Source organism: Sphingomonas sp. SphC10 (assembly GCF_057004845.1).
In genome coordinates this window covers 2,843,804-2,866,423 of the sequence record NZ_CM168044.1, presented here as the reverse complement: position 1 = coordinate 2,866,423, position 22,620 = coordinate 2,843,804, and the positions used below count along the sequence as shown (strand labels likewise).

The window sequence follows — 22,620 nt, the reverse complement described above, 5'->3', positions numbered from 1 at the left end:
GCGCCCTTTGACTTTAGGGCTTTTCATTTGCTTTATCCCGCGACGATTCAAAAGGAGCAGGCATGAGCGTGGCGGCGGCAAGAGCGATGGGGGCTCTGGCATCAGTGACGGCGCTGGTCTGGGGCATGGCCGCTGCGGCGCAGACGGCTCCGGCACAGAATCAGCCGCCCGCCACGCCGCCCGCCACGCCTTTGGGTCCGATCAACGCCGATCTGCCGCCCGGTGGCGATTCCTACGCCCGTGCCATCGTCACGTCGCCGGTCACCGCGCCCAACTGGACTCTGTCCGCCTGGGTCCAGCCGCGCAGCGTGATGGGCAAGGGTACGACGATGCTGATCGGCGGCTTCGGCAGCCCTACCGGGGGGCCGCGCCGCTATCTGGCGCTGGTCGACGGCCAGCCCGCGCTCGTCACCGAGGCGGGGGTGGTCCAGGGCGGCGGCGATGCCGACCGCAACAAATGGACCTATATCGCCGCCAGCTATGACGGAAAGATCGTCCGGCTGTTCGTGAACGGTCGGCAGGTGGTGCAGCGCGGCCTGTCGCTGGAGCCCGTGACCGGTGTCGCGACGCTGGCGCCGCGCAGCTATCAGCCCGTCTTTGCGGGCAAGGTCGTCGATTTCCGCATGGTGCGCGAGGCGGTCGATCCGCTGACCATCCGCGTCGCCGCCCGGCGCGCGCCCGATCCGGCGAAGATCGCGCTCCAGACCGGCAGCCCCAGCTGGCCCTATCAGACCCGGCAGATGCAGGGACAGACGGGGCCGCAGGACGCCTGGACCCTGCCCCAGTCCAGGGCGCCGATCCCGACCGGCGGCACGGCCAAGCCCGAACCCAAGACCCCCGCGCTCGTCTCGACCGCCACCGGCCAATGGGCGGTGAATGGCTGGCGGCTGATCGAGGCGGCCAAGGTCGGCCCCGGCGGCGCGGACCTGTCGCAGGGCAATTTCGACGCGAGCAAATGGTATGCCGCGACCGTGCCGGGCACCGTGCTGACGACGCTGGTCGATCGCGGCGTCTATCCCGATCCGGCGGTCGGGCTGAACAACCTGTCGATCCCCGAGACGCTGGCGCGACAGGATTACTGGTATCGCACCGAGTTCGACACGCCCGCCGAGGCCGCGGGGCGGACGATGTGGCTGACCTTCAACGGGGTGAACTATTCGGCCGAGGTCTGGGTCAATGGCCGGATGGCGGGGACGATGAAGGGCGCCTTCATCCGTGGCCGCTTCCCCGTGACGCTGGCCGCCGGGCGCAATGCCATCGCGGTGCGGGTGTCGCCGCCGCCGCATCCCGGCCTCGCGCATGAGGAATCGATGACGGCGGGCGTGGGCGAGAATGGCGGTGTCCAGATGCTCGACGGCCCGACCTTCGTCGCGACCGAGGGCTGGGACTGGATCCCCTCGGTCCGCGACCGCAATACCGGGCTGTGGCAGGGCGTGACGCTGGCCGCCACCGGCCCGGCGGTGATCGGCGACCCGCAGGTGGTGACGACCCTGCCCAAGCCCGACAATTCGGTCGCCGATGTCGAGATCGCGGTGCCCGTCACCAATAACGGCCAGACGCCGGTGACGACGACGGTGCGCGCGGTGTTCGACGATGTGGTGGTCGAAAAGCCGGTAACGGTCGCGCCGGGCCAGACGATCCGCGCCGTCCTGTCGCCCAGCGAATTCCCGCAGCTGTCGGTCAGGAATCCGCGCCTGTGGTGGCCCAATGGCTATGGCGACCCGGCGCTGCACGATCTGGCGCTGACGGCGGCGGTCGATGGCGCGCTGTCCGACTCCAAGGGCCTGCGCTTCGGGATGCGGCAGGTGACCTATGACCTGTCGCTGTTCGACGGTGACGGCGATCTGGAGCGGGTGACGCTGGACCTCAACCGGGTGCGTGGCGGACCGAAGGTGGTGGACACCAGCCATGCGGGCATCCGCAAGACGGGCAATGGCTGGGCGATGAGCTTCATGCCCGGCGGCGACCAGTCGGCGGCGGTTGCCAAGGTCACCGACGATCCCCGCCTCGCCCCCTATATGACCTTGCGGGTCAACGGCGTGCGGATCGCGGCGCGCGGCGGCAATATCGGCATGGACGATTTCATGAAGCGCGTCGACCGCGCGCATCTGGAGCCGTTCTTCCGCCTGCACCGCGACGCGCATCTCAACATCGTGCGCAACTGGGTGGGGCAGAATACCGAGGAGAGCTTCTTCGACCTGGCCGACGAATATGGCCTGATGGTCCTGTCCGACTTCTGGGAGTCGACCCAGGATTACAATATGGAGGCCGAGGACCCGCAGCTGTTCCTCGCCAATGCGGCCGACGTGGTGCGCCGCTATCGCAACCACCCCTCGATCGTCGCCTGGTTCGGCCGCAACGAAGGCGTGCCGCAGCCGATCCTGAATAGCGGGCTCGACACCCTGCTGCGCACCGAGGACGGGACGCGGCTCTATATGCCCTCGTCCAACGCGGTGAACCTCCAGGGCTCCGGCCCCTATAACTGGCGGCCGCCGGTCGAATATTTCACCACCCATGCCAAGGGCTTTTCGGTCGAGGTCGGCACGCCCTCGCTGCCGACGCTGGAATCATGGAAGCGGACCATCCCGGCCGAGGCGGATCGCTGGCCGATCGGCGATGTCTGGGCCTATCATGACTGGCACCAGACCGGGAACGGCGCGGTGAAGACCTATATGGACGTGCTCGAACGCCGCTTCGGCCCCGCCACCGGGCTGGAGGATTTCGAGCGCAAGGCGCAGATGATGGAGTATGAATCCTATCGCGCCATCTTCGAGGGGATGAATGCCGGGCTCTGGACCGAGAATTCGGGGCGGATGCTGTGGATGACCCAGCCCGCCTGGCCGTCCTCGGCCTGGCAGATCTTCTCGTCCGACTATGACACGCACGCTGCTTTCTACGGCGTGAAGAAGGCCGCCGAGCCGATCCATGTCCAGATGAACCTGCCCGACCACCGCGTCGTGTTGGTCAACAACACCCGCGACGCGCTGAAGGGCGTGCAGGTGCGCGCGAAGGTCGTCGGGCTGGATGGCCGGACCGAGAGCGAGCAGGAGGCGAAGATCGTCGCGGGTGCCGAGGGGGTCACGCCAGCGCTGAACCTCGACCTGGCACCCGCGATGAAGCGCGGGCCGGTGCTGGTCCGGCTGGAGGCGAGCGATGCGGGCGGGCAGCTGCTGTCGACCAACAGCTATTGGGAAGCGGCGGACGATGCGGGCTATCGCGCGCTGACCGCCATGGCCGCCGCCCCCGTCACCGCGACCGCGACGACGCAAGCGCAAGGCGAGGAGACGCTCGCCAGCGTCACCCTGACCAATGGCGGCACCGTTCCTGCGATCGAGACCAAGCTGACCGTGATGAATGCCGACGGCACCCAGGTCCTGCCCGCCTATTTCAGCGACAATTACGTCACCCTGATGCCCGGAGAGACCCGCGTGATCGAGATTCGCTACCCCACGGCCAAGGCGGACAAGCCGATGGTGAATGTGCGCGGCTGGAACGTCACCGCGACCGCCACGGACCTGCGCCCGTGAGCCGGGTGATCCTGACCGCGCTCGCTGCGCTGACCCTCGCTGCGCCCGCCGCCGCGCAGACCGCGGCGAAGGAAACGGATGCACAGCGCTGGACCCGCGAATGGGAGGAGCGGTTGCACAACGACTTCGCCTATCTGGCGCGCTACCGTAGTGACAATGCCAAGCTGCCTGCGCCGGTGGCGGGGCAGCCGCGCATCGTCTTCATGGGCGATTCGATCACTGAGGGCTGGGTCGGCAAGATGCCGCAATTCTTCACCCCCGGTCGGATCGGACGCGGGATCAGCGGGCAGACGACCTCGCAGATGCTGCTCCGCTTCCGTCAGGACGTGATCGACCTGCATCCGGCGGTGGTGCAGATCATGGCGGGCACCAACGATATTGCGGGCAATACCGGCCCGACGACCGACGCGCAGGTTCAGGGCAATATCATGTCGATGGTCGAGCTGGCCCAGGCCAACGGCATCCGCGTGATCCTGGCCTCGATCCCGCCCGCCGATCATTTCGAGTGGAAGCCGGGCCTGGCCACCGCACCGCGCATCGCGACGCTGAATGCCTGGTTGAAGACCTATGCCAAGCAGATCGGCGCGACCTATGCCGATTACTGGTCGGTCCTGCATGTCGGGGACGCGCTGAACCCGGCCTATGGCACCGACGGGGTGCATCCCAATGCGCAGGGCTATGCCGTCATGGCGCCGGTCGCCGATGCCGCGATCAAGCAGGCCCTGGCGAAACCTCAGCCGCGCAGGATGCGGTAATTCAACCGCGCGGTCGCGATCGGCTTTTCGCGGTCCTCCTGCCAGGCGGTCACTTCGACATTGGCGGTCCGCTGGCCGAGGCGCAGGATGGTGCCGACCGCGCGGGTCGGATGGTCGCGACCGGTACGCAAATAATCGGTCGTGACCGTCACCGGCTTGATCCGCGTCGACCCCTCGTTCGACAGGCGGTGGGTCAGCGCGGCGATGCCCGCCACCTCCAGCAGCCCGGCGATCGCGCCGCCCTGTAACAGGCCGGGCCAGCCCATCACATGCTCGCCGAACGGCATGATCAGCTGCGGCAGGCCGTCGACCCATTCGATCGAACAGCCCAGCCATTCCGCATAAGGGGGCAGCACCATCGCCTGCCCGATGCCGGTGCGCGGCGCGCTCATGCGGTCATGCCGATAAAGGTGCCCGCGACATGCGCGACCGGATCGTCGGGGTCGCCGTCATGCGCGATGCCCCGGACAAAGGCGATGCTGCGGGTCAGGCGATAGCATTCTCCGCGCCCGATCACGGTGCGTTCGGGGACGGCGGGGCGAAGATAATCGACCCGCAGGTCCAGCGTCACATGCGGCTCGAACGCGCCGCGCTTCAGCCAGACGGCGACGCTGGTCGCCATGTCCATCATCGCGACGATCGGCCCGGAGGCGATGACGCCGCTGGTCGGATCGCCGATCAGCCGTGCGTCGTAGGGCAGCGCCAGCTCCGCCCAGTCTTCCCCGTGCGCGCGGTACGCGATGCCCAGATGCTGGCCATGCCCGCCGCCCAGGCCGCCCATCGCGACGAAGCGTTCCATGTCGAACCCCATGATGCGATGCTCTACACGAGCCACGCGCTGGCGCAAAAGGAGAGAGATATGGACGGCCGGGTGACGATCGCGGTGACGGACGGCGTGGCCGATGTGCGTCTGGCGCGCGGGGAAAAGCTGAACGCCATCGACCGAGCGATGTTCGAGGCGCTGGCCGGGGCGATCGACGCGCTGTCGTCGCGGGCCGACCTGCGCGCGGTGGTGCTGTCGGGCGAGGGGGAGGGGTTCTGCTCCGGCCTCGACATGGCGGCGATGGCGGGCGGCGAGCTGGCGGGGCTGGACCTGGCGGCGCGGACCCATGGCCCGGCCAATCTGGTGCAGCAGGTCGCGTGGGGCTGGCGGACGCTGCCGGTGCCGGTGATTGCGGCGGTTCACGGCGTGGTGTTCGGCGGCGCGACCCAGATCATGGGCGGCGCGGACATCCGTCTCGCGCATCCCGCCACCCGTTTCGCGATTCGGGAGGTGCATTGGGGTATCGTCCCCGACATGGGCGGCTTCGCGCTATGGGACGGGGTGCGCCAGGATGTGCTTCGCGAATGGGTCTATACCGCGCGCGAATTCGACGCGGCCGAAGCGGTGGCGGCGGGGTTCGTGACGCGGCTGGCGGAGGACCCGCGCGCCGAGGCGCTGGCGCTGGCGCGGAAGATCGCCGGGCGAAGCCCCGATGCGGTCCGCAGCGCCAAACGGTTGTTCGGTGCGATGGGAAGCGAACCGGCGGCGATGCTGGCGATGGAGAGCGCCGAGCAGCTGGCGCTGATGCAGGGGGCAAACCACCGGGAAGCGGTGCGCGCGAATATGGAGCGTCGCTCGCCCAAATTCCGTGACGTTTGAGGGGGCTTCTCGCCCTCCCGCTACGATAGCCCCTCCCGCAGGCGGGAGGGGTTGGGGAGGGCGAGGTGTCTCACAGAGACGGTCTCCCGTGGCTTTCCCTCCCCCATCCCCTCTCGCTTGCGGGAGGGGCGTGCCGGTGGCGGATGAATCGCTCAAACAGAAAAGGGGGAGCCTCTTGCGAGACTCCCCCCTTCATCCGACTCGCGAAAATTACTCCGCAGTCGCCTTCAAAATCTTGCCCGGATTGCGGGGCGGCTCGCCCTTCGGCAGCGCGTCGACATGCTCCATGCCGCTCTCGACCTGGCCCCAGACGGTGTACTGGCGGTCGAGGAAGCGGGCGTCGTCGAAGCAGATGAAGAACTGCGAATTGGCCGAGTTCGGATCGTTGGTCCGCGCCATCGAGCAGGTGCCGCGCACATGCGGCTCGGCGTTGAACTCCTGCTTCAGATTGGGCTTGTCCGAACCCGACATGCCGGTGCCGGTGGGGTCGCCGCCCTGCGCCATGAAGCCGGGGATCACGCGGTGGAACACGACGCCGTCGTAAAAGCCTTCATTGGCGAGGCCGCCGATGCGCGCGACATGCTCGGGCGCCAGGTCGGGGCGCAGCGTGATCACGACATCGCCGCTCTCGAGCGTCAGGGTCAGCTTGGAAAAAGTCTCGGCCATAAGGGGTCTTCCTTGGTTGATGCCCCGCAGGTAGGCATTCCCGTGCCCGCTGGCAAATGCCGCCGTCGCAGTTTAGAGGCGTGACACAGCGTTCATGATCGATCGAGGGAGGCCGAGATCAGCGACACCGAACTCCCCGAACTCGAAACCGAGACGCGCCTTCCGGAAAATCTGGCGCCCGAAACCCAGCTGGACGAAGACGACCGGCTGAAGCCCGAATATGTGACGGCCGTGCTCGACGCGCTGGAGGCGGGCGACGACGAGGGCGCGCGCGCGCTGGTCGAGCCGCTCCACCCCGCCGACATCGCCGACCTGTTCGAGCTGGTCGGGGACGAGGAACGCGTCAATCTGGCGCGCGCGGTCGCGGACCTGCTGAACGGCGACGTCTTCGCCGAGATGAACGACTATGTGCGCGAGCAGCTGATCCAGGCGCTCGAACCGCATGAAGTCGCCGATATCGCCTCGGAACTCGACACCGACGACGCGGTCGCCATCATCGAGGACATGGACGAGGACGAGCAGCGCGCGGTCTTGCGCGCGCTCGACCCCGACGACCGCGCCGCGATCGAGGAAGCCTTGTCCTTCCCCGAGGAGTCCGCCGGCCGCCTGATGCAGCGCGAGCTGATCGCGGTGCCCGAACATTGGACGGTGGCCGAGACGATCCAGTTCCTGCGCGACGACGAGGAACTGACCACCGATTTCTGGGAAATCTTCGTCGTCGATCCGGGCCACCGCCCGATCGGCACCTGCCAGCTCTCCTGGATCCTGCGCGCGCCGGGGCAGATCGTGATCGGCGACGTGATGAAGCGCGAACAGACGCTGATCCCGGTCGACATGGACCAGGAAGAAGTCGCGCTGCGCTTCCAGAAATATGCGCTGATCTCGGCCGCGGTGGTCGATGGCAGCGGGCGGCTGGTCGGCATGATCACCGTCGACGATATCGTCCACATCATCCAGCAGGAGGCGGGCGAGGACGTGCTGCGCCTGTCGGGCGCGGGCGAGGGCGACATCAACGAGCCGATCCTGGACAGCTACAAGAGCCGCGTCCGCTGGCTGCTCGCCAACCTGATCACCGCGATGGTCGCCTCTTCGGTGATCGCCGCGTTCGAGGGGACGATCGCGCGGATGGTGGCGCTCGCCACGCTGATGCCGATCGTCGCGGGCGTCGGCGGCAATGCGGGCACGCAGACGCTGGCGGTGACGGTGCGCGCGCTGGCGACCAACCAGCTGACCCGGTCCAACACCGCGCGTGCGATCATGCGCGAGATTCGCGTGGCGATGATGAACGGCGTGACCGTCGCGGCGGTGATCGGGGTGGGGGTGAGCCTGGTCTTCGGCAACCCTGCGCTGGGCATGGTGATCGCGGTGGCGATGATGACCAATATCCTGGTCGCGGGGCTGGCGGGCGTGCTGGTGCCGGTGACGCTCGATCGCTTCGATGCCGATCCTGCGGTCGCGTCCTCGGTGTTCGTGACGATGACGACCGATTCGATCGGATTCCTGGCGTTTCTGGGCCTGGCCACGGCGGCGGGCCTGACCGGCTAAGCTATTCCTCCCCTTACAGGGGAGGAATTAATGATCGTGATCATGCCCGTGCCCGTGCGGCACGTTGCGCAGCGCCTCCAGCACCTCGTCGGTGCGCGCGGGGTCGCCGATCGCCAGCACATGGCCCGCGCTGTCGGCGGTCAGCGGGTCGCCGTTCCAGTCGCACATCCGCCCGCCCGCGCCCTCGACCACCGGGACCAGCGCGGCGAAGTCGTGCAGCTTCAGCCCCGATTCGCACACCAGATCGATATGGCCGCTCGCCAGCAGGCCGTAATTGTAACAGTCGCCGCCATAGACCGGCCCCTGGCGCGGCGACTGGCCGCTGACCGCGGCGACCAGCGCCATGAAATGCGGCACGTCTTCGTCGTCGAACAGATGCGGGCTGGTCGTCGCGATGGTCGCGCCGTCGAGGTCGCGACAGGCGCGGGTGCGCGTCGGCTGCCCGTTGAACAGGGTCGGCCGCCCCGCCACGCCCAGCCAGCGCTCGCGCGCGATCGGCTGGTCGATGATGCCCAGCACCGGCCAGCCATTGTCGACCAGCGCGATCAGCGTGCCGAAGATCGGCCGCCCGACGGTGAAGCTGCGCGTGCCGTCGATGGGATCGAGCACCCATTGGCGCCCCGTCACGCCGTCCTTGACGCCATATTCCTCGCCATGAATGCCGTCCCCCGAACGCTCCGCCTCCAGGATGCGGCGCATCGCCGCCTCCGCCTCGCGATCGGCCAGCGTCACGGGCGAGCGGTCCTCCTTGATTTCCAGCCCCATTTCAGTGCGGAAATAGGGGCGGATGGCGGCTCCGGCAGCATCGGCAAGACGAAGGGCCAGCTTAATATCGTCGGCGTGTACGGACATATTAACCCGGATAGGATAGGACTGCGCGATCAGCAATGGACGCCATGATCGCGACGGGATAGGCGTTAACTATCTTAATATAAGGAATGGAGCGATGAGGGCAGTATTGGGCGTTCTCCTGGCAATGGCAGCGGTACCGGCCGCAGCGGCCCTGCGTCCCGGTGCCCCGGCCCCCGACTTCACCACGCGCGGCGCGGTGGCGGGCAAGGTCTTCACGCTGCACCTCAAGGAACAGCTGCGCCACGGTCCGGTCGTCCTGTATTTCTTCCCCGCCGCCTTCACGAGTGGATGCAGCGCCGAAGCGCGCGCCTTTGCCGAGAAGATCGACGCCTTTCGCGCGGCCGGTGCGCGCGTGATCGGCATGTCGGCCGACCCGGTCGACAAGCTCGCCGCCTTTTCCAAGGCCGAATGCGCGGGCAAGTTCCCGGTCGCCAGCGCCGGTCCCGCGATCGTCAAGGGCTATGACGTCGCGCTCGGTCGTCAAATCGAGGGTCGCGATATCACCTCGCGCACCAGCTATGTCATCGGTCGTGATGGCCGCGTCGTCTTCGTCCATGACGACATGAACCCCTCCGAGCATGTCGCCACGACGCTGGCGGCGGTACGCGAACTGCAAAATCGTCGCTGACAGGCACGTGTCATGGGGCTTTACAGGGGATGGGGCGAAACGGCGGATGCGGAGCCGCGGCGAGCCATGACGACGCCTGCCAGTTTGTATGAGCGTATCGGCAAGTTTCTGGAGGATCACCGGCTTTCCCCCGATCCGGCGCATTACGCCTTTGTCCATGCGATCCTGACCAATCCCAAAGGCAGCCTGGCGCGCGCGGTCGCGTCGCTGATCGATGGCGGCGTCCGCCTGCACCAGGACGATATCGTCCGGCTGGGTGGTCCGGTGGGGGCGTCGCGTCCCATGCCCGAACCGGATGCGGCCGAGCCGGCCGCCCGCGAATCGGCGGCCGACCGGGTCGCACCGCCCGAGGCGGAGGCGCGGTCGGACGCGCTGGCCGAGCAGACCGAGAATCAGGTCACGGCATTCATGTCGGTGATGCGCACCTTCCAGGAGGATACCTCGGCCTTCGGGGCCAATCTGGCGCGCAACGTGGCGGAGATGAACCGCGAAGAGATCGACCTGCCGACGCTGGCGACGCTGACCGGCGAGATGCTGGAGCGGATCCACGCGACCGAACAGCGGCTGGAGCAGGCGACGGCGGAGGCCGACACGCTGCGCGAGAAGCTGGCCGAGGCGCGGGCGACGGCGCGACGCGACCCGCTGACCGGACTGGCCAACCGGTTGGCCTTTTCCGAGGCGCTGGGACAGTGTTTCCAGGTGTCGGACAGTTGCCATCTGGCGCTGTGCGACGTCGACCGGTTCAAGCGGATCAACGACGATCTGGGCCATGCCACGGGCGACCGGGTGCTGCATTCGATCGGCAAGATCCTGGCCGAGGAATGCCAGGGGCATCTTGTCTGCCGTCATGGCGGTGAGGAATTCGCCATCCTGATGTCCGGCCTGACCGCCAGGCAGGCGGCGGCGCTGGTCGAACGGGCGCGCGATGCGGTGCGCAACCGCCGGATGCGCGTGCGCGAGACGGGCGAGCCGGTCGGCGAAGTCACCTTCTCCGCCGGGATCACCGCGCTGAACCCCGAGGATACGCAGGAGACGCTGTTCGCGCGGGCCGATGCGCTTTTGTATCGTGCGAAAAAGGAAGGCCGCGACCGCGCCTGCAACGACGCCTGATTTTCCGCCATCCGATGGCGGAAAATCCCGTCGGATCGTGGCGAAATTTCCCAAGGCGAGAAACGGATTTCCAGGAAACCACGGAAATCGGCCAATTTTAAAACTGGCACGCTCTCTGCAATGTCCCTGGTATCGCCGGTCGGATGGTCCGACCGGCAGATATCTCAGGGAGTTTCACCATGTTCGCTTCGTTCCAGACCCGCCAGGTTCTCGTCTCGGTCCTCGGCGCTTTCGTCTTCGCCGGTCTCGCCATCACCAGCGCCGCACCGATCTTTCCGATCGCCTGAGCGTGATCGTGCCTTACCCCTCTGGCGGCCGGGCCATGCCATTCTGACACCCGGCCGTCCTTCTTTCCCCTATCAGGCGACCGCGCCTGCACCCACCGGGCCGACCGGCGCTTCCTCCTCGCGCGAATAGGTGCCCGTCAGCACCCCGGCGGCCAGCACATGCCCCGCCATCGCCTCGACCATCGCACCGCGACCCGGCGTCTGTCCGCCGATATCGACCACGGCATCCAGCGCGAACAACTGGAAGACATAACGATGTTCGCCATGCCCGCGCGGCGGATCGGGCGGCAGCCAACCTTCGCTCAAATAGGAATTGCGCCCGACATCGCCCCCTTCGGGCGTGCCCGCGCCATCCGCGACGATCGCGCCCTCGGCCAGTTCCCCGTCACGGGGCGGCAGGTTCCAGACGATGGCATGGACCAGCGGCTGCGGCGTCGGGGCGTCGGCATCCTCGACGATCAGCGCCAGCATCGCCGTGCCCTCGGGCGGGTCGTTCCAATAGAGCGGCGGGGACACGCCCTCGCCATCGGCGGTGAAGCGTTCGGGCAGCCGCGCCATATCGCCAAAGGCCGGGCTGTGCAGCGGCATTGCGGCGGGCGGTGCCAGTTCGGGCCGGACGACCGCGATCGACTCCACCCCGGCGCGCCAGCCGCTCATCGCCTTGCCCAGCCAGCTGGGCAGATGTTCGAGCATCCTTGTCTCCTCTATCGCGGCTTCACGGGAACGGCCCGCGTGCGCCAGACGGTCAGCGTGTCGATCGCACCCCGGCATTCGGTCATCTGCTCGGCATGGAGCAGGCGGAAACGGGTGCCGTCCCAGCCAAATTGCTGCGCATCGCCGCAATCGCCCAGCCCCCGGCCCTTGCCCCAGCTCGACAGGCGGCCGTCGCGCGACCAGTCGACATTGACCAGGATTTCGGGCTGGCCGGGTTCGGGCGTCTCGCCGAAATGATAGGCGAAGTCGAAGCTGGCGGGGCTCAACCGCCCGTCGCGCCAGATCAGCGGCTTCACCAGATAGTTATAGGCGCCCGCGCCGCAGGACATCAGCACCAGCGTGCTGCGCCGGTCGAGCCGGTGCGCGTCGGCGCTGAACGGGCTGCCATCGTCGATCACGCAGCGATAGCGTCGCCGCGCCTCGCCGATCGCGGTGGCGGGGATGGCGGGGGCGGCGCCGGGCGGCGGGGTGACGACCTGCACCATGGGCAGCGCGGGCGCGGCACCACGATAGCGTTTCGTGCCGCGGGCGATCAGCGCGGAGGTCGTGCCAGCACGTCCCTGCCGGTCGTCCATATAGCGAAAGGCGGCCGATGCGCCCGCCAGCGCAAGGGGGTGCGCGGCTGGCGTCAGCAGCGTGGCGCGCCGGCCCCTGGCGATGGCGGCGACAAGCGCGCTGGCGGAAGCGCCCTGCCACTCGCCCTCGCCGTCACGGTCCAGCGGGGTCGAGGCGATGGTCCGGCCGTCGACCCGGACGCTCGCCGTCTTCGCCTTGCCGGTCAGGTCGCGGATACGCACCGTCACCCGGCCGCCGCCGTCGCGCGCGACGATCAGCCCGACATCCTGAAGCATCGATTCCCCGGCCGCCAGCGACGCTGCTTCGCAGGCCCGGCCATTGTCGCAGGCGACGATCCAGTCGCGGAACAGCTTCGGCTTGCCCGGCCTGGGCGTGTCCGGCGTGGTCGCCGCGCTCGCCGCCGTTGCGGCCAGTGCTACGCTCACGGCAAGGCTCATGCGAATCATACCCGATCAACCCCTTTGCTGGCGATCCCGTTCCGAACCGGATAGGGCGCGTTGCAACAGGCTTTGTGGCAGAGATACGGGCCGGAAGAACAGGCCGGAAAGCAGGCCAAAGGAACAGGAGAGTGTCGATGAAGTCAGTGGGCGTGATCGGAGCCGGTCAGATGGGTGCAGGCATTGCGCAGGTCTCGGCGGCGGCGGGCTATGCGGTGAAGCTGGCGGACGTCTCGGCCGAGCGCGCCGAGGCGGGCAAGGCGGGCATCGCCAAGGCGCTCGACCGGCTGGTGACCAAGGAAAAGACGACGCGCGAGGATGCCGACGCACTGCTCGGTCGAATCGAGCCGGTCGGTAGCCTGTCCGCCATGGCGGATTGCGAGTTGGTGATCGAGGCCGCGACCGAGCGCGAGGCCATCAAGCGGGCGATCTTCGAGGAGGTCGGCAAGGTCATGTCCGACACCGCGATCCTGGCGACCAACACCTCGTCCATCCCGATCACCCGGCTGGCGCAGGCGGCCCCCGATGCGGGCCGTTTCGTCGGCGTGCATTTCTTCAATCCGGTGCCGGTCATGGGCCTGATCGAACTGATCCGCGGCCTCGCCACCTCGAACGAGACGGTCGCCAAGGTCGAGGCTTTCGCGCAGGAGCTGGGCAAGCGCGTGGTCCACGCCAATGACGCGCCGGGCTTCATCGTCAACCGCGTGCTGATGCCGATGATCAACGAGGCAATCTTCGCGCTGGGCGAGGGCGTGGCGACGATCCCCGATATCGATGCGGCGTGCCAGCTGGGGCTGAACCATCCGATGGGCCCGCTGACGGTCGCCGATTTCATCGGGCTGGACACCTGCCTGGAGATCACCCGCGTGCTGTTCGAGGGCACCGGCGATCCCAAATTCCGGCCCGCGCCGCTGTTGATCAAATATGTCGAAGCGGGCTGGTATGGCCGCAAGACCAGGCGGGGCTTCTATGATTATTCGGGTGCGGAGCCGGTGCCGACGCGGTAAAAATCATTCCTCCCCTAGAAGGGGAGGTGGCAGGCCGAAGGCCTGACGGAGGGGTGTCACCCTCTCGATAGTGGGACACCCCTCCACCATGCTGCGCATGGTCCCCCTCCCCTTGCAGGGGAGGAAGAGCTTTAGAAAGCGCCGTGCACCCGTAGCGCGAACACTTCCGCCGGCCCGCGATCGCGATTGTACCCCGGATTTTCCACATATTGCGCATCCAGCGTGACCGCGAGCGCACGGGTGAGCGCAACGTCGTAATAGGCCTCGGCAATCTCCTCCGCGCCCGCATTGGGCAGCTTGCCGTCGCCGACCAGCACGCCCAGCCCGCCCGCCGCCAGATAGCGACGATGCTCGGCCGAAATCCCGTTGGCGATCAGTGCCAGTCCGACCCGGTCCTGCGCCCGGCCCCAGCCTTTGCCGTTCAGCGACCCCCCAATCTGTGCCGTCCGGTCGATATCGGTGAAGTCATAGGGCTCGATCGACCCATCACTTACCCCGACCCGCGCGAACAGGCCCAGCGTATCGGTCAGCGCCTGGTCCATGTTCATATAGCCGCCGACGCGCGTCATCCGCCGCCGGGTGACGGACGGATCGACCGTAGCGCCCGTGGCGGCGGCATAGGCCAGCGCCTCGTCGAAGCGGCTGAAATTGCCCCGGTTGCGGAAAAATCCGAAGCGCACCGATCCGGGCCGCCCGGCGAGCCTGTGTCGATGCTCGACCTCGGCATCCCACTGATACTGGCCGAAGCCATGTTCCAGCCGCTCGCCATTGGGGACGGTCGACAGGTTGAACAGCCCGGTGCGTAAGCTCCAGTCGCCGCGATAGAGTTCTGCGGCGATGCCCGTGGTATAACCCCAGGCATCGGCCGCATAATCGAAGCTGCCTGTATCGACCGCCGACCAGTTGAGGAAATCGCCGCGCGGGTCGTGGGCATAGGGGTTGGTGTCGAACACGTCGCCGACCCCGAACTTGCCGATGGTCAGCACGACCCGGTCGACGCTGCGCGATCCGCCCAGCTGGTTGGCGACGCCCGCCACCGCCTCGCGCGGGCCGCCGAGGTCGAAGGTCTGGCGGAAAAAGGCGCGTTGCAGCCGGAAATAGGGTTCGGCCTTGCCGACCTTATACGCCTCCGCGCTCGGGAAGCCCGCGACGCCCAGCGTGTTGGACAGACCGAAACCCTGGTCGATCTCGGGATTTACCCACAGTTCGCCACCCTTCCAGGCGCGGGCGCCGATAAAGGCGGTGACATCGGTCGTTTCCTTGAGCTGACGCGGCTTCAGGCTGTTCGCGCCGGTATAGGGCGAGGCAAAGCCGCCGACCCCTTGCGCGACCAGGGTGGCCTGGCCGTGGATCGCGAAATCCTCCGGCTGGCTGTCCTGCGCGAACGCGGCGCGCGCGACGAGAAACAGGCCGCACAGCGCGGCCCGCGAAACGATACGGATCATGACGTTTTTCCCGGATCAGGCCGACGGGCGGCTGCGGCGCATGGCCTGGGGCCGGGTGGATGCAACGGCACGGAGCAGCCGGGCGCGCTCACGGGGGACGCTGGCCATCACGGTGGCGAGGGAATGGGCGCGGACATGCGCGCGGAACAGGCTACGGGTCATGGCAGACCTCCTTCGGGTTCGTGTGGTCGAGCCCGGCGGAGGTCGGCGAGGAACGGCTCTAGCGGGCCGACATCGTCGACCCCGTCAGGCCCGTCAGACGGTCGGCAAGAACGTGGACGCGAAAGCGTCTACTGTCCTCGTCGCCGGACAAGGGACTAGATCGGGGCATTGTGATCCTATGCGTGAGTCGGCCACGTCTGCGGTCGACAGGGCGCGCCATAACGCGCTTGAAATGGGGATCAACCCCAAATTCCTCCCCGGCACGGGGAGGGGGACCAGCCGGAGGCTGGTGGAGGGGGCGGGCCGCAAAGGGCGACCCGTGTGGAAGCCCCCCTCCGTCAGCGCCATGCGCTGCCACCTCCCCGTGCCGGGGAGGATAAACGGCGTCAGGCGATCAGCAGACCGGCCAGCGCCGCCGACATCAGATTGGCCAGGCTCCCCGCGATCAGTGCGCGGATGCCCAGGCGGGCGATGGTCGGGCGCTGATTGGGGGCCAGGCTGCCGGTGACGGCCATCTGGATCGCGATCGACGAGAAATTGGCGAAACCGCACAGCGCGAAGGTAATGACCGCGACGGTGCGCGGCGACAGCTGTGCGGCCTGCTTGCCCAGGTCGATATAGGCGACGAACTCGTTCAGCACGATCTTCTCGCCGAACAGGCCGCCCGCAATGCCCGCTTCTTTCCAAGGCACGTTGAGCAGCGCCATGATCGGCTGGAACACATAACCCAGCAGCGCCTGGAAGCTCAGGCCTGGAATACCGATCAGATTGCCCAGCCCGCCGAGCAGACCGTTCGCCAGCGCGACCAGCGCGACGAAGGCCAGCACCATCGCGCCGACCGCGACGGCCAGCTTTACGCCGGTCTGCGCACCCTGCGCCGCCGCCATGATGATGTTGGCGGGCTTTTCCTCGTCATGCGTGGCTTCGGCCAGCGCGATCTTCTCGTCCTCGATCACGTCGCCCAGCGGAAGTTGCCCGGCGGGCGGCTCGATCCGGTCGGGCATGATGATCTTGGCCATCAGGATGCCGCCCGGCGCCGCCATGAAGCTGGCCGCGAGCAGATATTCGATCGAGATGCCCATCGAGGCATAGGCCGCCAGGATCGTACCCGCCACGCCCGCCATGCCGCTGGTCATCACGGTGAACAGCTGCGCCGGGGTGAGCCCGGCCAGATAGGGGCGGATGACGAGCGGCGATTCGGACTGGCCGACGAAGACGTTCGCGGCGGCGCAGAGCGACTCCACCTTCGACACGCCGATCACCTTCTCGATCGCGCCGCCCAGCCAGCGCACGACCAGCTGCATGATCCCCAGATAATAGAGGATCGAGACGAGCGCGGCGAAGAAGATGATGACCGGCAGCGCCTGGATCGCGAAGTTGCGACCCAGCGGATCGGATGCCAGCGCGCCGAACAGGAACTTGGTCCCCTCATTCGCATAGCCGAGCAGCCCGGCGACCCCGCCCGACAGCCATTGCAGCACCCGCTTGCCCCACGGCACATAGAGGACGAGGATCGCGATCCCCGCCTGCAACGCAAAGGCCGCGCCGACGACGCGCGGACGGATCGCCCGGCGGTCGGTGGACAGGGCAACGGCGATGCCCAGAATGACGAGAATGCCGGCGATACCGATGGCGAAACGATTCATGCGCGCTGCTTAACTATCCCGCTTGGGGCGATGAGACCATGACGCGGCCCCCCGGCTGCGCGGGGGCCGATCATAAGCAAGGTGCGGGGGGACCGCCATAGTTTTGATCGTGGGGGGATTTTGATCCTCCCCGTGCCGGGGAGGGGGACCAGCCGCAGGCTGGTGGAGGGGGATCGCGGCAAGGGCCATCCCCCGTCGCAAGCCCCCTCCACCACCGCTTCGCGGCGGTCCCCCTCCCCTTGCAGGGGAGGATCAGAAGATGCCGAGGAATTTCTTGCGCTGGGCCTTGGCCTCGCCCGGATTGCCTTTCCCGTCCTCCGCCTTGGCGGTGGTGCCGCGCCCGACATCGTCGCGCGGGTCGCCCTTGGTGGTCCGCTGCGCACTCGCCCGCGCACCCGACAGCACCGGGCCGCAGGCCGCCGCCTTCGCGTCGCCGACATCGACGAAGGCCAGCACGCCGGCCAGCGGCGTCGCAACCACCGCCAGCCCCAAGCCCGCGCCCGCCCGCGCCAACAGGCTGCCGCTGATCGGATCGATGCCGGGATGCGCGAAGCTGCCGGTGATGCCGACCGGCGACTGGCCGGAAAACAGGCTGAAGGTCTTGGCATCGGCGCGCACCGCCATGTCGAGCGCTTCGTTGCGGAAGCTGAACCCGCCGCGCCCGGTGATGACGTTCTTCGACGTGTCGATCAGGATCGGGTCTGCCGCCGCCACGCCGCCGCGCACGGTGAAGGCGATCAGGCCGCAATTGATGCGTACCGGCTCCTTCAGTTCCTTCTCGAACATCTTCTGGACGAAGGTGCCGATGTCGAGCTCGGCGAGCTGCGCATTCTTGGTCCACAGCGAACCGGCGGGCAGGATGAAGGCCATCCGTCCATTCGCGCTGGCCAGCGAATCGTGGATGGTGTCGCCGCGTCCGGTCAGCTGGACCCGACCCTTGACCGTGCCGGTCGTCCCCGCCTCCGCCACGCCCCAGCCCGCCAGCAACCGCCCCAGCGGGGTCGGCGACAGGCGGATGTCGTAGCGGACGAGGCTGGGCCGCTGGCGCGTGTCGAACAGCAGGTCGGAGGCTACGTCGCCCCGCGCCATGGCGAATCGCAACGGCGACAGGGTCAGCTTGCCGCGATCCAGCGCCAGCGTCAGGTCGACGTTCGAGATCGGCACGCGGCGCGAGCGCACGGTGCGGATCGTCCATTTCAGATCGGCATCGAAGCGCTGCATCGTCGCCACCGGCAGCGCCGCGTCCGGCAGCAGCCGCTGCGGCCCGACCCCGGTCGCCGCGGCGGCGGCCTCCGCACCCTTGGTCGCGACGATATCGGGATTATAGCCGATAAAGGGCGCGGCATCGATGATATCGAGCTTCTCGGTCGTCAGCGTCGAATCGAGGTGCAGCCGCTCACCATGCGTGACGGTCAGCTTGCCCGCCAGGTCGCTGTCGCCGAACGTTCCCTTCATCTTGGTGAAGCGATAGACGTCACCGTCCTTCACCAGTTGCGCATGCAGGTCATAGGTGCGGGTGCGCGGGATGACGACGCCGATGACCTCGAGCAGGGTGGACAGGTCCTTGCCGCGCGCGCGGGTACGCAGCGGCACATTCTCGACATCGGCGATCGAGGGCAGGGTGCCGGTGACATCGACGATATTGCCCGCCGCGCGCATCCGCGCGATCAGTTCGTTCTTGCCGCGATTGGCGGTGGCGTCGGGCGAGAGCAGTTGCGCGTTGAGCAGGAACGGCGTCTCGCGGATCACGCCCTTGCCGCGCACGCCGACCGCCCGACCGATGCGGGCGTCCTGCGACCGGAAATCGGCCAGCGCCAGATCCGCCGTCACCTGCATCCGGGGGTCGCGGTAGCGGATCGTGGTGCCGTTCACCACGGCCACGTCGATACGCGGGAACTCCAGCCGCTTGCCGCCCTTCTTGTCGCTGAAGGTCCAGCTATTGGTGCGGTGGTCGGGCGTCCATTCCAGATCGACCGCGCCATTGGTCAGCTCCAGCCAGGTGAAGCGCCGCCTGCCGAACAGCAGCGACAGCGGAGCGATGCGCGAATCGATCCGGTCGGCGGTAAACAGGTTTGGCCGGGTCGCCCAGTCGGGGTTGGAGACGGCGATCTTCTCGGCGACGAACTTGATCCGCCACGGCGCGAAATAGAGCTGGAAGTCGCCGCCCACGCTGACGGTCCGATGGGTCAGCTTGCCCGCGATCGATTCGAAGGGGTGGCGCAGGAACCGTCCCTTGGTGACGAACAGCACCAGCCAGATCGCGGCGATGACGGTGACGAGGCCGATGACGATACGAATCGCCCAGACACGCCACCCATGCCGGGCGGCGGTAGAACGCGCGGGACTGTCGGCCGCAGGTGCCTGATCCATGGCAATCCCAAGCGCGCAAGCGAGGCGCTGGTTCCCTTTGGGGTTCCCGATAGGCGATCGGTTGCATTCTTCCCCCGCTTCGTCTATGCGGCCCGCTTCCCGAGCGAGGTGTCACGAACGGCCCGGCCATCAGGGCTGCCGCGGCCGTTTCTGCCTTAGCTCTAGCGAAAGGAAAAAAATGCCCAAGCTCAAGACCAAGAGCGGCGTCAAGAAGCGCTTCAAGCTCACCGCGACCGGCAAGCTCAAGCACGGCGTGGCCGGCAAGCGCCACCGCCTGATCAGCCATAACGGCAAGTATATCCGCCAGAACCGCGGCACCTCGGTCCTGTCCGATGCCGACACCAAGACCGTGAAGGCCTGGGCGCCTTACGGCCTGAACTGATTTCTGGAAGGGTAGAAAGATATGGCACGCGTCAAGCGGGGCACGACCACCAAGGCGAAGCATAAGCGGATTTTGGATCAGGCGAAGGGCTATTATGGCCGTCGCAAGAACACCATCCGTATCGCTCGCCAGGCCGTCGAAAAGGCCGGTCAGTATGCGTATCGCGACCGCAAGGTTAAGAAGCGGACCTTCCGTGGTCTGTGGATCCAGCGCATCAACGCCGGCGTCCGGGCCGAAGGCCTGACCTATTCGCAGTTCATGCACGGCCTGAAGCTGGCGGGCGTCGAACTGGACCGGAAGGTCCTGGCCGACATCGCCATGCACGAGGGCGAGGCCTTCAAGGCGATCGTCGCTCAGGCGAAGGCCGCTCTGCCGCAGGCCGCGTAATTCGCGACTGACGGACTAGTGCCGGAAATCAGGAAAGGGCGTCGGTGGGTTTCCACCGGCGCCCTTTTTGTTGTTCTTATCCTCCCCGGCGCGGGGAGGGGGACCATGCGAAGCATGGTGGAGGGGGCTCTCCACATAGGTCATCCTTGGCCGGCGAACCCCCTCCGTCAGGCCTGTCGGCCTGCCACCTCCCCGTGCCGGGGAGGATTGCAATCGTCTCAATACCGGACCGTCACCGTCCCCAGGATCGAGCGCGGTGCGCCATAATAGCCGCCGTCGAAGGTCAGCGCGGTCAGGTACTTCGCATTGGTCAGGTTGCGCAGGTTCGCCGACAGCGCGATCCGCGACGTGATGTCGTATTTCGCCATCAGGTCGACCAGCGCATAGCCGTCCTGCCGCACCGAGCGGGTCTGGGTATAGATCACGCTCTGATACTGGGCCGACGCACCCAGTTTGAGTTCAGGCAGCGTGGGTGGCGAATAGACGATGTTCAGACGCCCGGTGTTGCGCGGCACGAACAGGCGGGCGGGATCGCCCTTCTGATCCTCGACCCGCATCAGCGTATAGCCGCCGGTGACCTGCACCCCCTCGGCCAGCCGTCCGCCGACCTCCAATTCGATACCCTCCGACTTGGCGTTCACGCCGCGCGAGACGAAGCGGCCATTGACGAAGCCGATGCTTTCGGCGGTGTTGTTCTGGTGGACGCGGAAGATCGCCGCGCTGGCGTTCAGCCGCCCGCCGAACCAGTCGCCCTTGATCCCGGCCTCGATATTCTTGCCGCTGACCGGGTCCAGGATACGACCGTCCTGACCGATGGCGGTCTGCGGATTGAAGATCGTCGTATAGCTGGCATAGGCGCTGAGCGACGCGCTCAGGTCATAGGTGACACCAGCAAAGGGCGAGAAGCGCGAATTGTCGAAATTGGTGTCGACATTGTACGAAAAGCCGGTGCTGCGCGCATGGGTAAAATTGCCCCCGAGCATCAGCTTCAACGGATCGGCCAGGCTGAGCCGGACCAGGCCATAGGCGGTCTCGCGCCGGGTCTGGGTGTTCTGGCTTGAGGCATAGTCGGTCGAGAAGGTCGTCGGGAAATTGACCTTGGGGAACGTCCCCTGGAACAGATCGGGGAAGGGCAGCGTCAGGCCGACCTGCGAATAGTCGTAAGCCGACATCTGCTTGTAATCCTGCGCGCTGCGGTTGACGCCGAACATCAACTGATGCTCGCGCCCGAACAGCGTGAAGGGACCAGTGGCATAGGCCTCCATGGTCAGGTTGCGCGTCTGCGCGCGGAAGGCGCCGGGATAGCTCTTGATCCCCAGCAACTCGCCCGGCTTGTTTGGGTCCGGGGCGATGCCGTTGGGCGCGCCGCGCACCGGATTGCCATAGACGTAGAACAGTTCGTCCGCCTCGCTGGTTGCGCGGCGCACCGCGCTGATCCGTGCGACCCAGTCCCCGGCGAAATGATGCGTCAGGTCGCCGAAGATCTGCCGGTCGATCACGTTCCAGCCCGCCCATTCGGGCGCGACATTGGTCGATCGCGGCATGTCGATGCGGGTGCCGTCGGTATAGGTCAGCGGCAGCGCGCCCCACATCGCGCCATGGCTCTGGTGATCCTGATGGCCGTAACCGCCGCTCAGCACGGTGTCGGGGCCAAGGTCCGCCTCGACCACGCCATAGCCGGTCCAGCGGCGCAAGCTGTAGCGATCCAGATAGCTGTCGGCGTCCGACAGCACGCCGACGACACGCGCACGGACATGGCCGTCCTTGGTCAGCGGCGTGCTGACATCCGCGTCCAGGCGCAGGCTGTTGAACGATCCGTACTGGACGCTCGCCGTCGCCTGCAAATCCTTGGTCGGGCGCTTGCGGACGAAGTTGATGACGGCGGATGGGTTGCCCGTCGGCGACAACAGGCCCGGCGCACCGCGCACCACCTCGATATGGTCGTAGATGGCGGTGTCGATCGATCCGGTCTGGATGCCGAAGGCGAAGGGCACACCGATGCCGTCGATCTGGAAGGTCTGGATGTCGAAACCGCGCGCCGAATAATAGACGCGGTCGGTCTCGTTCGCCTGGACGTTGATGCCGGGCACCGTGGCCAGCAGCTGGTTGACGTCGTTCAGCTGGAAATCGGTAATCTGCTGGCGGGTGACGATGCTGACCGATTGCGGCGTCTCACGCAGGGTCAGGGGGATGCGCGTCGCGGTCGTCTGCCCCTCGATCGTATAGTCGTCCGACCCCTCGGTGCGCTGGCCGGTCACGACGATGTCGTCGCGCGAAATCTGGGGATCGGCGGCCACGGGGGTGGAGGTCGGGGCGGTGATGGCGGCGGCACCGGCCGCGAGCGTCATCAGGATCGGCATTGCAGGAACTCCCTGTTTTTCCAGCCTCCTATGAATGATGGCATGTTATTGCAAGTCAGTATCGAAAGCAAAAACGTCACGAATTGGGGGCGTTGCCATGAGGCATCGCCGAACCGCAAATC

Annotated in this window: 20 protein-coding genes; 9 read left to right on the top strand and 11 right to left on the bottom strand. The window is 67.1% G+C overall.

Going from position 1 to position 22,620, the window contains the following annotated elements; translation table 11 throughout:
• Positions 1-62 precede the first annotated feature (62 nt).
• Entirely contained in the window at positions 63-3,527 is a 3,465-nt protein-coding gene (locus ACWKSV_RS13100) for a glycosyl hydrolase 2 galactose-binding domain-containing protein (protein WP_237243481.1), read from the top strand.
• Positions 3,524-4,282, top strand: a complete 759-nt coding sequence (locus ACWKSV_RS13095) for an SGNH/GDSL hydrolase family protein (protein ID WP_076714254.1) — start codon at positions 3,524-3,526, stop codon at positions 4,280-4,282. Before ACWKSV_RS13100 ends, ACWKSV_RS13095 begins: the two co-directional genes overlap by 4 nt.
• Here the strand turns inward: ACWKSV_RS13095 and ACWKSV_RS13090 are convergent.
• Together ACWKSV_RS13090 and ACWKSV_RS13085 are read right to left on the bottom strand one after the other, a co-directional pair.
• On the bottom strand, positions 4,261-4,674 hold the full coding sequence (locus ACWKSV_RS13090; RefSeq protein ID WP_236697083.1) for a PaaI family thioesterase: 414 nt from the start codon (positions 4,672-4,674) through the stop codon (positions 4,261-4,263). The genes ACWKSV_RS13095 and ACWKSV_RS13090 overlap by 22 nt on opposite strands.
• Positions 4,671-5,093, bottom strand: coding sequence for a PaaI family thioesterase (locus ACWKSV_RS13085; protein WP_056436314.1), 423 nt, complete (start codon positions 5,091-5,093; stop codon positions 4,671-4,673). Before ACWKSV_RS13085 ends, ACWKSV_RS13090 begins: the two co-directional genes overlap by 4 nt.
• Before the next feature lie 48 nt (positions 5,094-5,141).
• Between ACWKSV_RS13085 and ACWKSV_RS13080 the strand changes: the two genes are divergently transcribed.
• Positions 5,142-5,924, top strand: a complete 783-nt coding sequence (locus ACWKSV_RS13080; protein ID WP_076717761.1) for a crotonase/enoyl-CoA hydratase family protein — start codon at positions 5,142-5,144, stop codon at positions 5,922-5,924.
• Positions 5,925-6,134: 210 nt separating this feature from the next.
• Here ACWKSV_RS13080 and ACWKSV_RS13075 read toward each other — a convergent pair whose 3' ends face one another.
• Positions 6,135-6,590, bottom strand: a complete 456-nt coding sequence (locus tag ACWKSV_RS13075) for a peptidylprolyl isomerase (protein WP_056436311.1) — start codon at positions 6,588-6,590, stop codon at positions 6,135-6,137.
• Positions 6,591-6,707: 117 nt separating this feature from the next.
• Between ACWKSV_RS13075 and mgtE the strand changes: the two genes are divergently transcribed.
• Positions 6,708-8,135: a magnesium transporter gene (gene mgtE / locus ACWKSV_RS13070; protein ID WP_056436308.1), complete on the top strand. Its 1,428-nt coding sequence runs from the start codon at positions 6,708-6,710 to the stop codon at positions 8,133-8,135.
• A gap of 27 nt (positions 8,136-8,162) precedes the next feature.
• Here the strand turns inward: mgtE and ACWKSV_RS13065 are convergent, their stop codons facing one another.
• Positions 8,163-8,987 carry an inositol monophosphatase family protein gene (locus ACWKSV_RS13065; RefSeq protein ID WP_076717759.1) on the bottom strand — a complete coding sequence of 275 codons (825 nt, stop codon included), beginning with the start codon at positions 8,985-8,987 and terminating at the stop codon, positions 8,163-8,165.
• Positions 8,988-9,081: 94 nt separating this feature from the next.
• Here ACWKSV_RS13065 and ACWKSV_RS13060 point away from each other — a divergent pair, with 94 nt between their 5' ends.
• Together ACWKSV_RS13060 and ACWKSV_RS13055 are read left to right on the top strand one after the other, a co-directional pair.
• Positions 9,082-9,615, top strand: coding sequence for a peroxiredoxin (locus ACWKSV_RS13060; protein WP_056436306.1), 534 nt, complete (start codon positions 9,082-9,084; stop codon positions 9,613-9,615).
• 66 nt (positions 9,616-9,681) lie between these two features.
• Entirely contained in the window at positions 9,682-10,725 is a 1,044-nt protein-coding gene (locus ACWKSV_RS13055) for a GGDEF domain-containing protein (RefSeq protein ID WP_076714253.1), read from the top strand.
• A 359-nt stretch (positions 10,726-11,084) separates the two neighbouring features.
• Here ACWKSV_RS13055 and ACWKSV_RS13050 read toward each other — a convergent pair whose 3' ends face one another.
• Positions 11,085-11,705 (bottom strand): YbhB/YbcL family Raf kinase inhibitor-like protein, encoded by a 621-nt coding sequence (locus ACWKSV_RS13050; protein ID WP_076714251.1) that lies wholly within the window; start codon positions 11,703-11,705, stop codon positions 11,085-11,087.
• Positions 11,706-11,716: 11 nt separating this feature from the next.
• On the bottom strand, positions 11,717-12,739 hold the full coding sequence (locus ACWKSV_RS13045; protein WP_172839603.1) for a DUF1176 domain-containing protein: 1,023 nt from the start codon (positions 12,737-12,739) through the stop codon (positions 11,717-11,719).
• A 137-nt stretch (positions 12,740-12,876) separates the two neighbouring features.
• On the opposite strand from ACWKSV_RS13045, the gene ACWKSV_RS13040 reads away from it, so the two are divergent.
• Positions 12,877-13,746: a 3-hydroxybutyryl-CoA dehydrogenase gene (locus tag ACWKSV_RS13040; RefSeq protein WP_191864744.1), complete on the top strand. Its 870-nt coding sequence runs from the start codon at positions 12,877-12,879 to the stop codon at positions 13,744-13,746.
• A 131-nt stretch (positions 13,747-13,877) separates the two neighbouring features.
• Here ACWKSV_RS13040 and ACWKSV_RS13035 read toward each other — a convergent pair whose 3' ends face one another.
• The 4 genes from ACWKSV_RS13035 to ACWKSV_RS13020 form a co-directional block, all read right to left on the bottom strand.
• The gene (locus ACWKSV_RS13035) at positions 13,878-15,191 is read right to left on the bottom strand and encodes a carbohydrate porin (protein ID WP_076714246.1); all 1,314 of its coding nucleotides are present in this window, start codon (positions 15,189-15,191) and stop codon (positions 13,878-13,880) included.
• 15 nt (positions 15,192-15,206) lie between these two features.
• The gene (locus tag ACWKSV_RS13030; protein ID WP_156884154.1) at positions 15,207-15,353 is read right to left on the bottom strand and encodes a hypothetical protein; all 147 of its coding nucleotides are present in this window, start codon (positions 15,351-15,353) and stop codon (positions 15,207-15,209) included.
• A gap of 386 nt (positions 15,354-15,739) precedes the next feature.
• Positions 15,740-16,999 carry a NupC/NupG family nucleoside CNT transporter gene (locus ACWKSV_RS13025; protein WP_076714244.1) on the bottom strand — a complete coding sequence of 420 codons (1,260 nt, stop codon included), beginning with the start codon at positions 16,997-16,999 and terminating at the stop codon, positions 15,740-15,742.
• Between the two features lie 252 nt (positions 17,000-17,251).
• Positions 17,252-19,369: an AsmA family protein gene (locus ACWKSV_RS13020; protein WP_076714242.1), complete on the bottom strand. Its 2,118-nt coding sequence runs from the start codon at positions 19,367-19,369 to the stop codon at positions 17,252-17,254.
• Positions 19,370-19,547: 178 nt separating this feature from the next.
• Between ACWKSV_RS13020 and rpmI the strand changes: the two genes are divergently transcribed.
• Together rpmI and rplT are read left to right on the top strand one after the other, a co-directional pair.
• Positions 19,548-19,751, top strand: coding sequence for a 50S ribosomal protein L35 (rpmI, locus tag ACWKSV_RS13015; protein WP_007406658.1), 204 nt, complete (start codon positions 19,548-19,550; stop codon positions 19,749-19,751).
• A gap of 21 nt (positions 19,752-19,772) precedes the next feature.
• Positions 19,773-20,138 (top strand): 50S ribosomal protein L20, encoded by a 366-nt coding sequence (gene rplT, locus ACWKSV_RS13010; protein WP_042488147.1) that lies wholly within the window; start codon positions 19,773-19,775, stop codon positions 20,136-20,138.
• 218 nt (positions 20,139-20,356) lie between these two features.
• On the opposite strand, the gene ACWKSV_RS13005 is transcribed toward rplT, so the two are convergent.
• Positions 20,357-22,498 (bottom strand): TonB-dependent siderophore receptor, encoded by a 2,142-nt coding sequence (locus ACWKSV_RS13005; RefSeq protein ID WP_083706518.1) that lies wholly within the window; start codon positions 22,496-22,498, stop codon positions 20,357-20,359.
• Positions 22,499-22,620 lie beyond the last annotated feature (122 nt).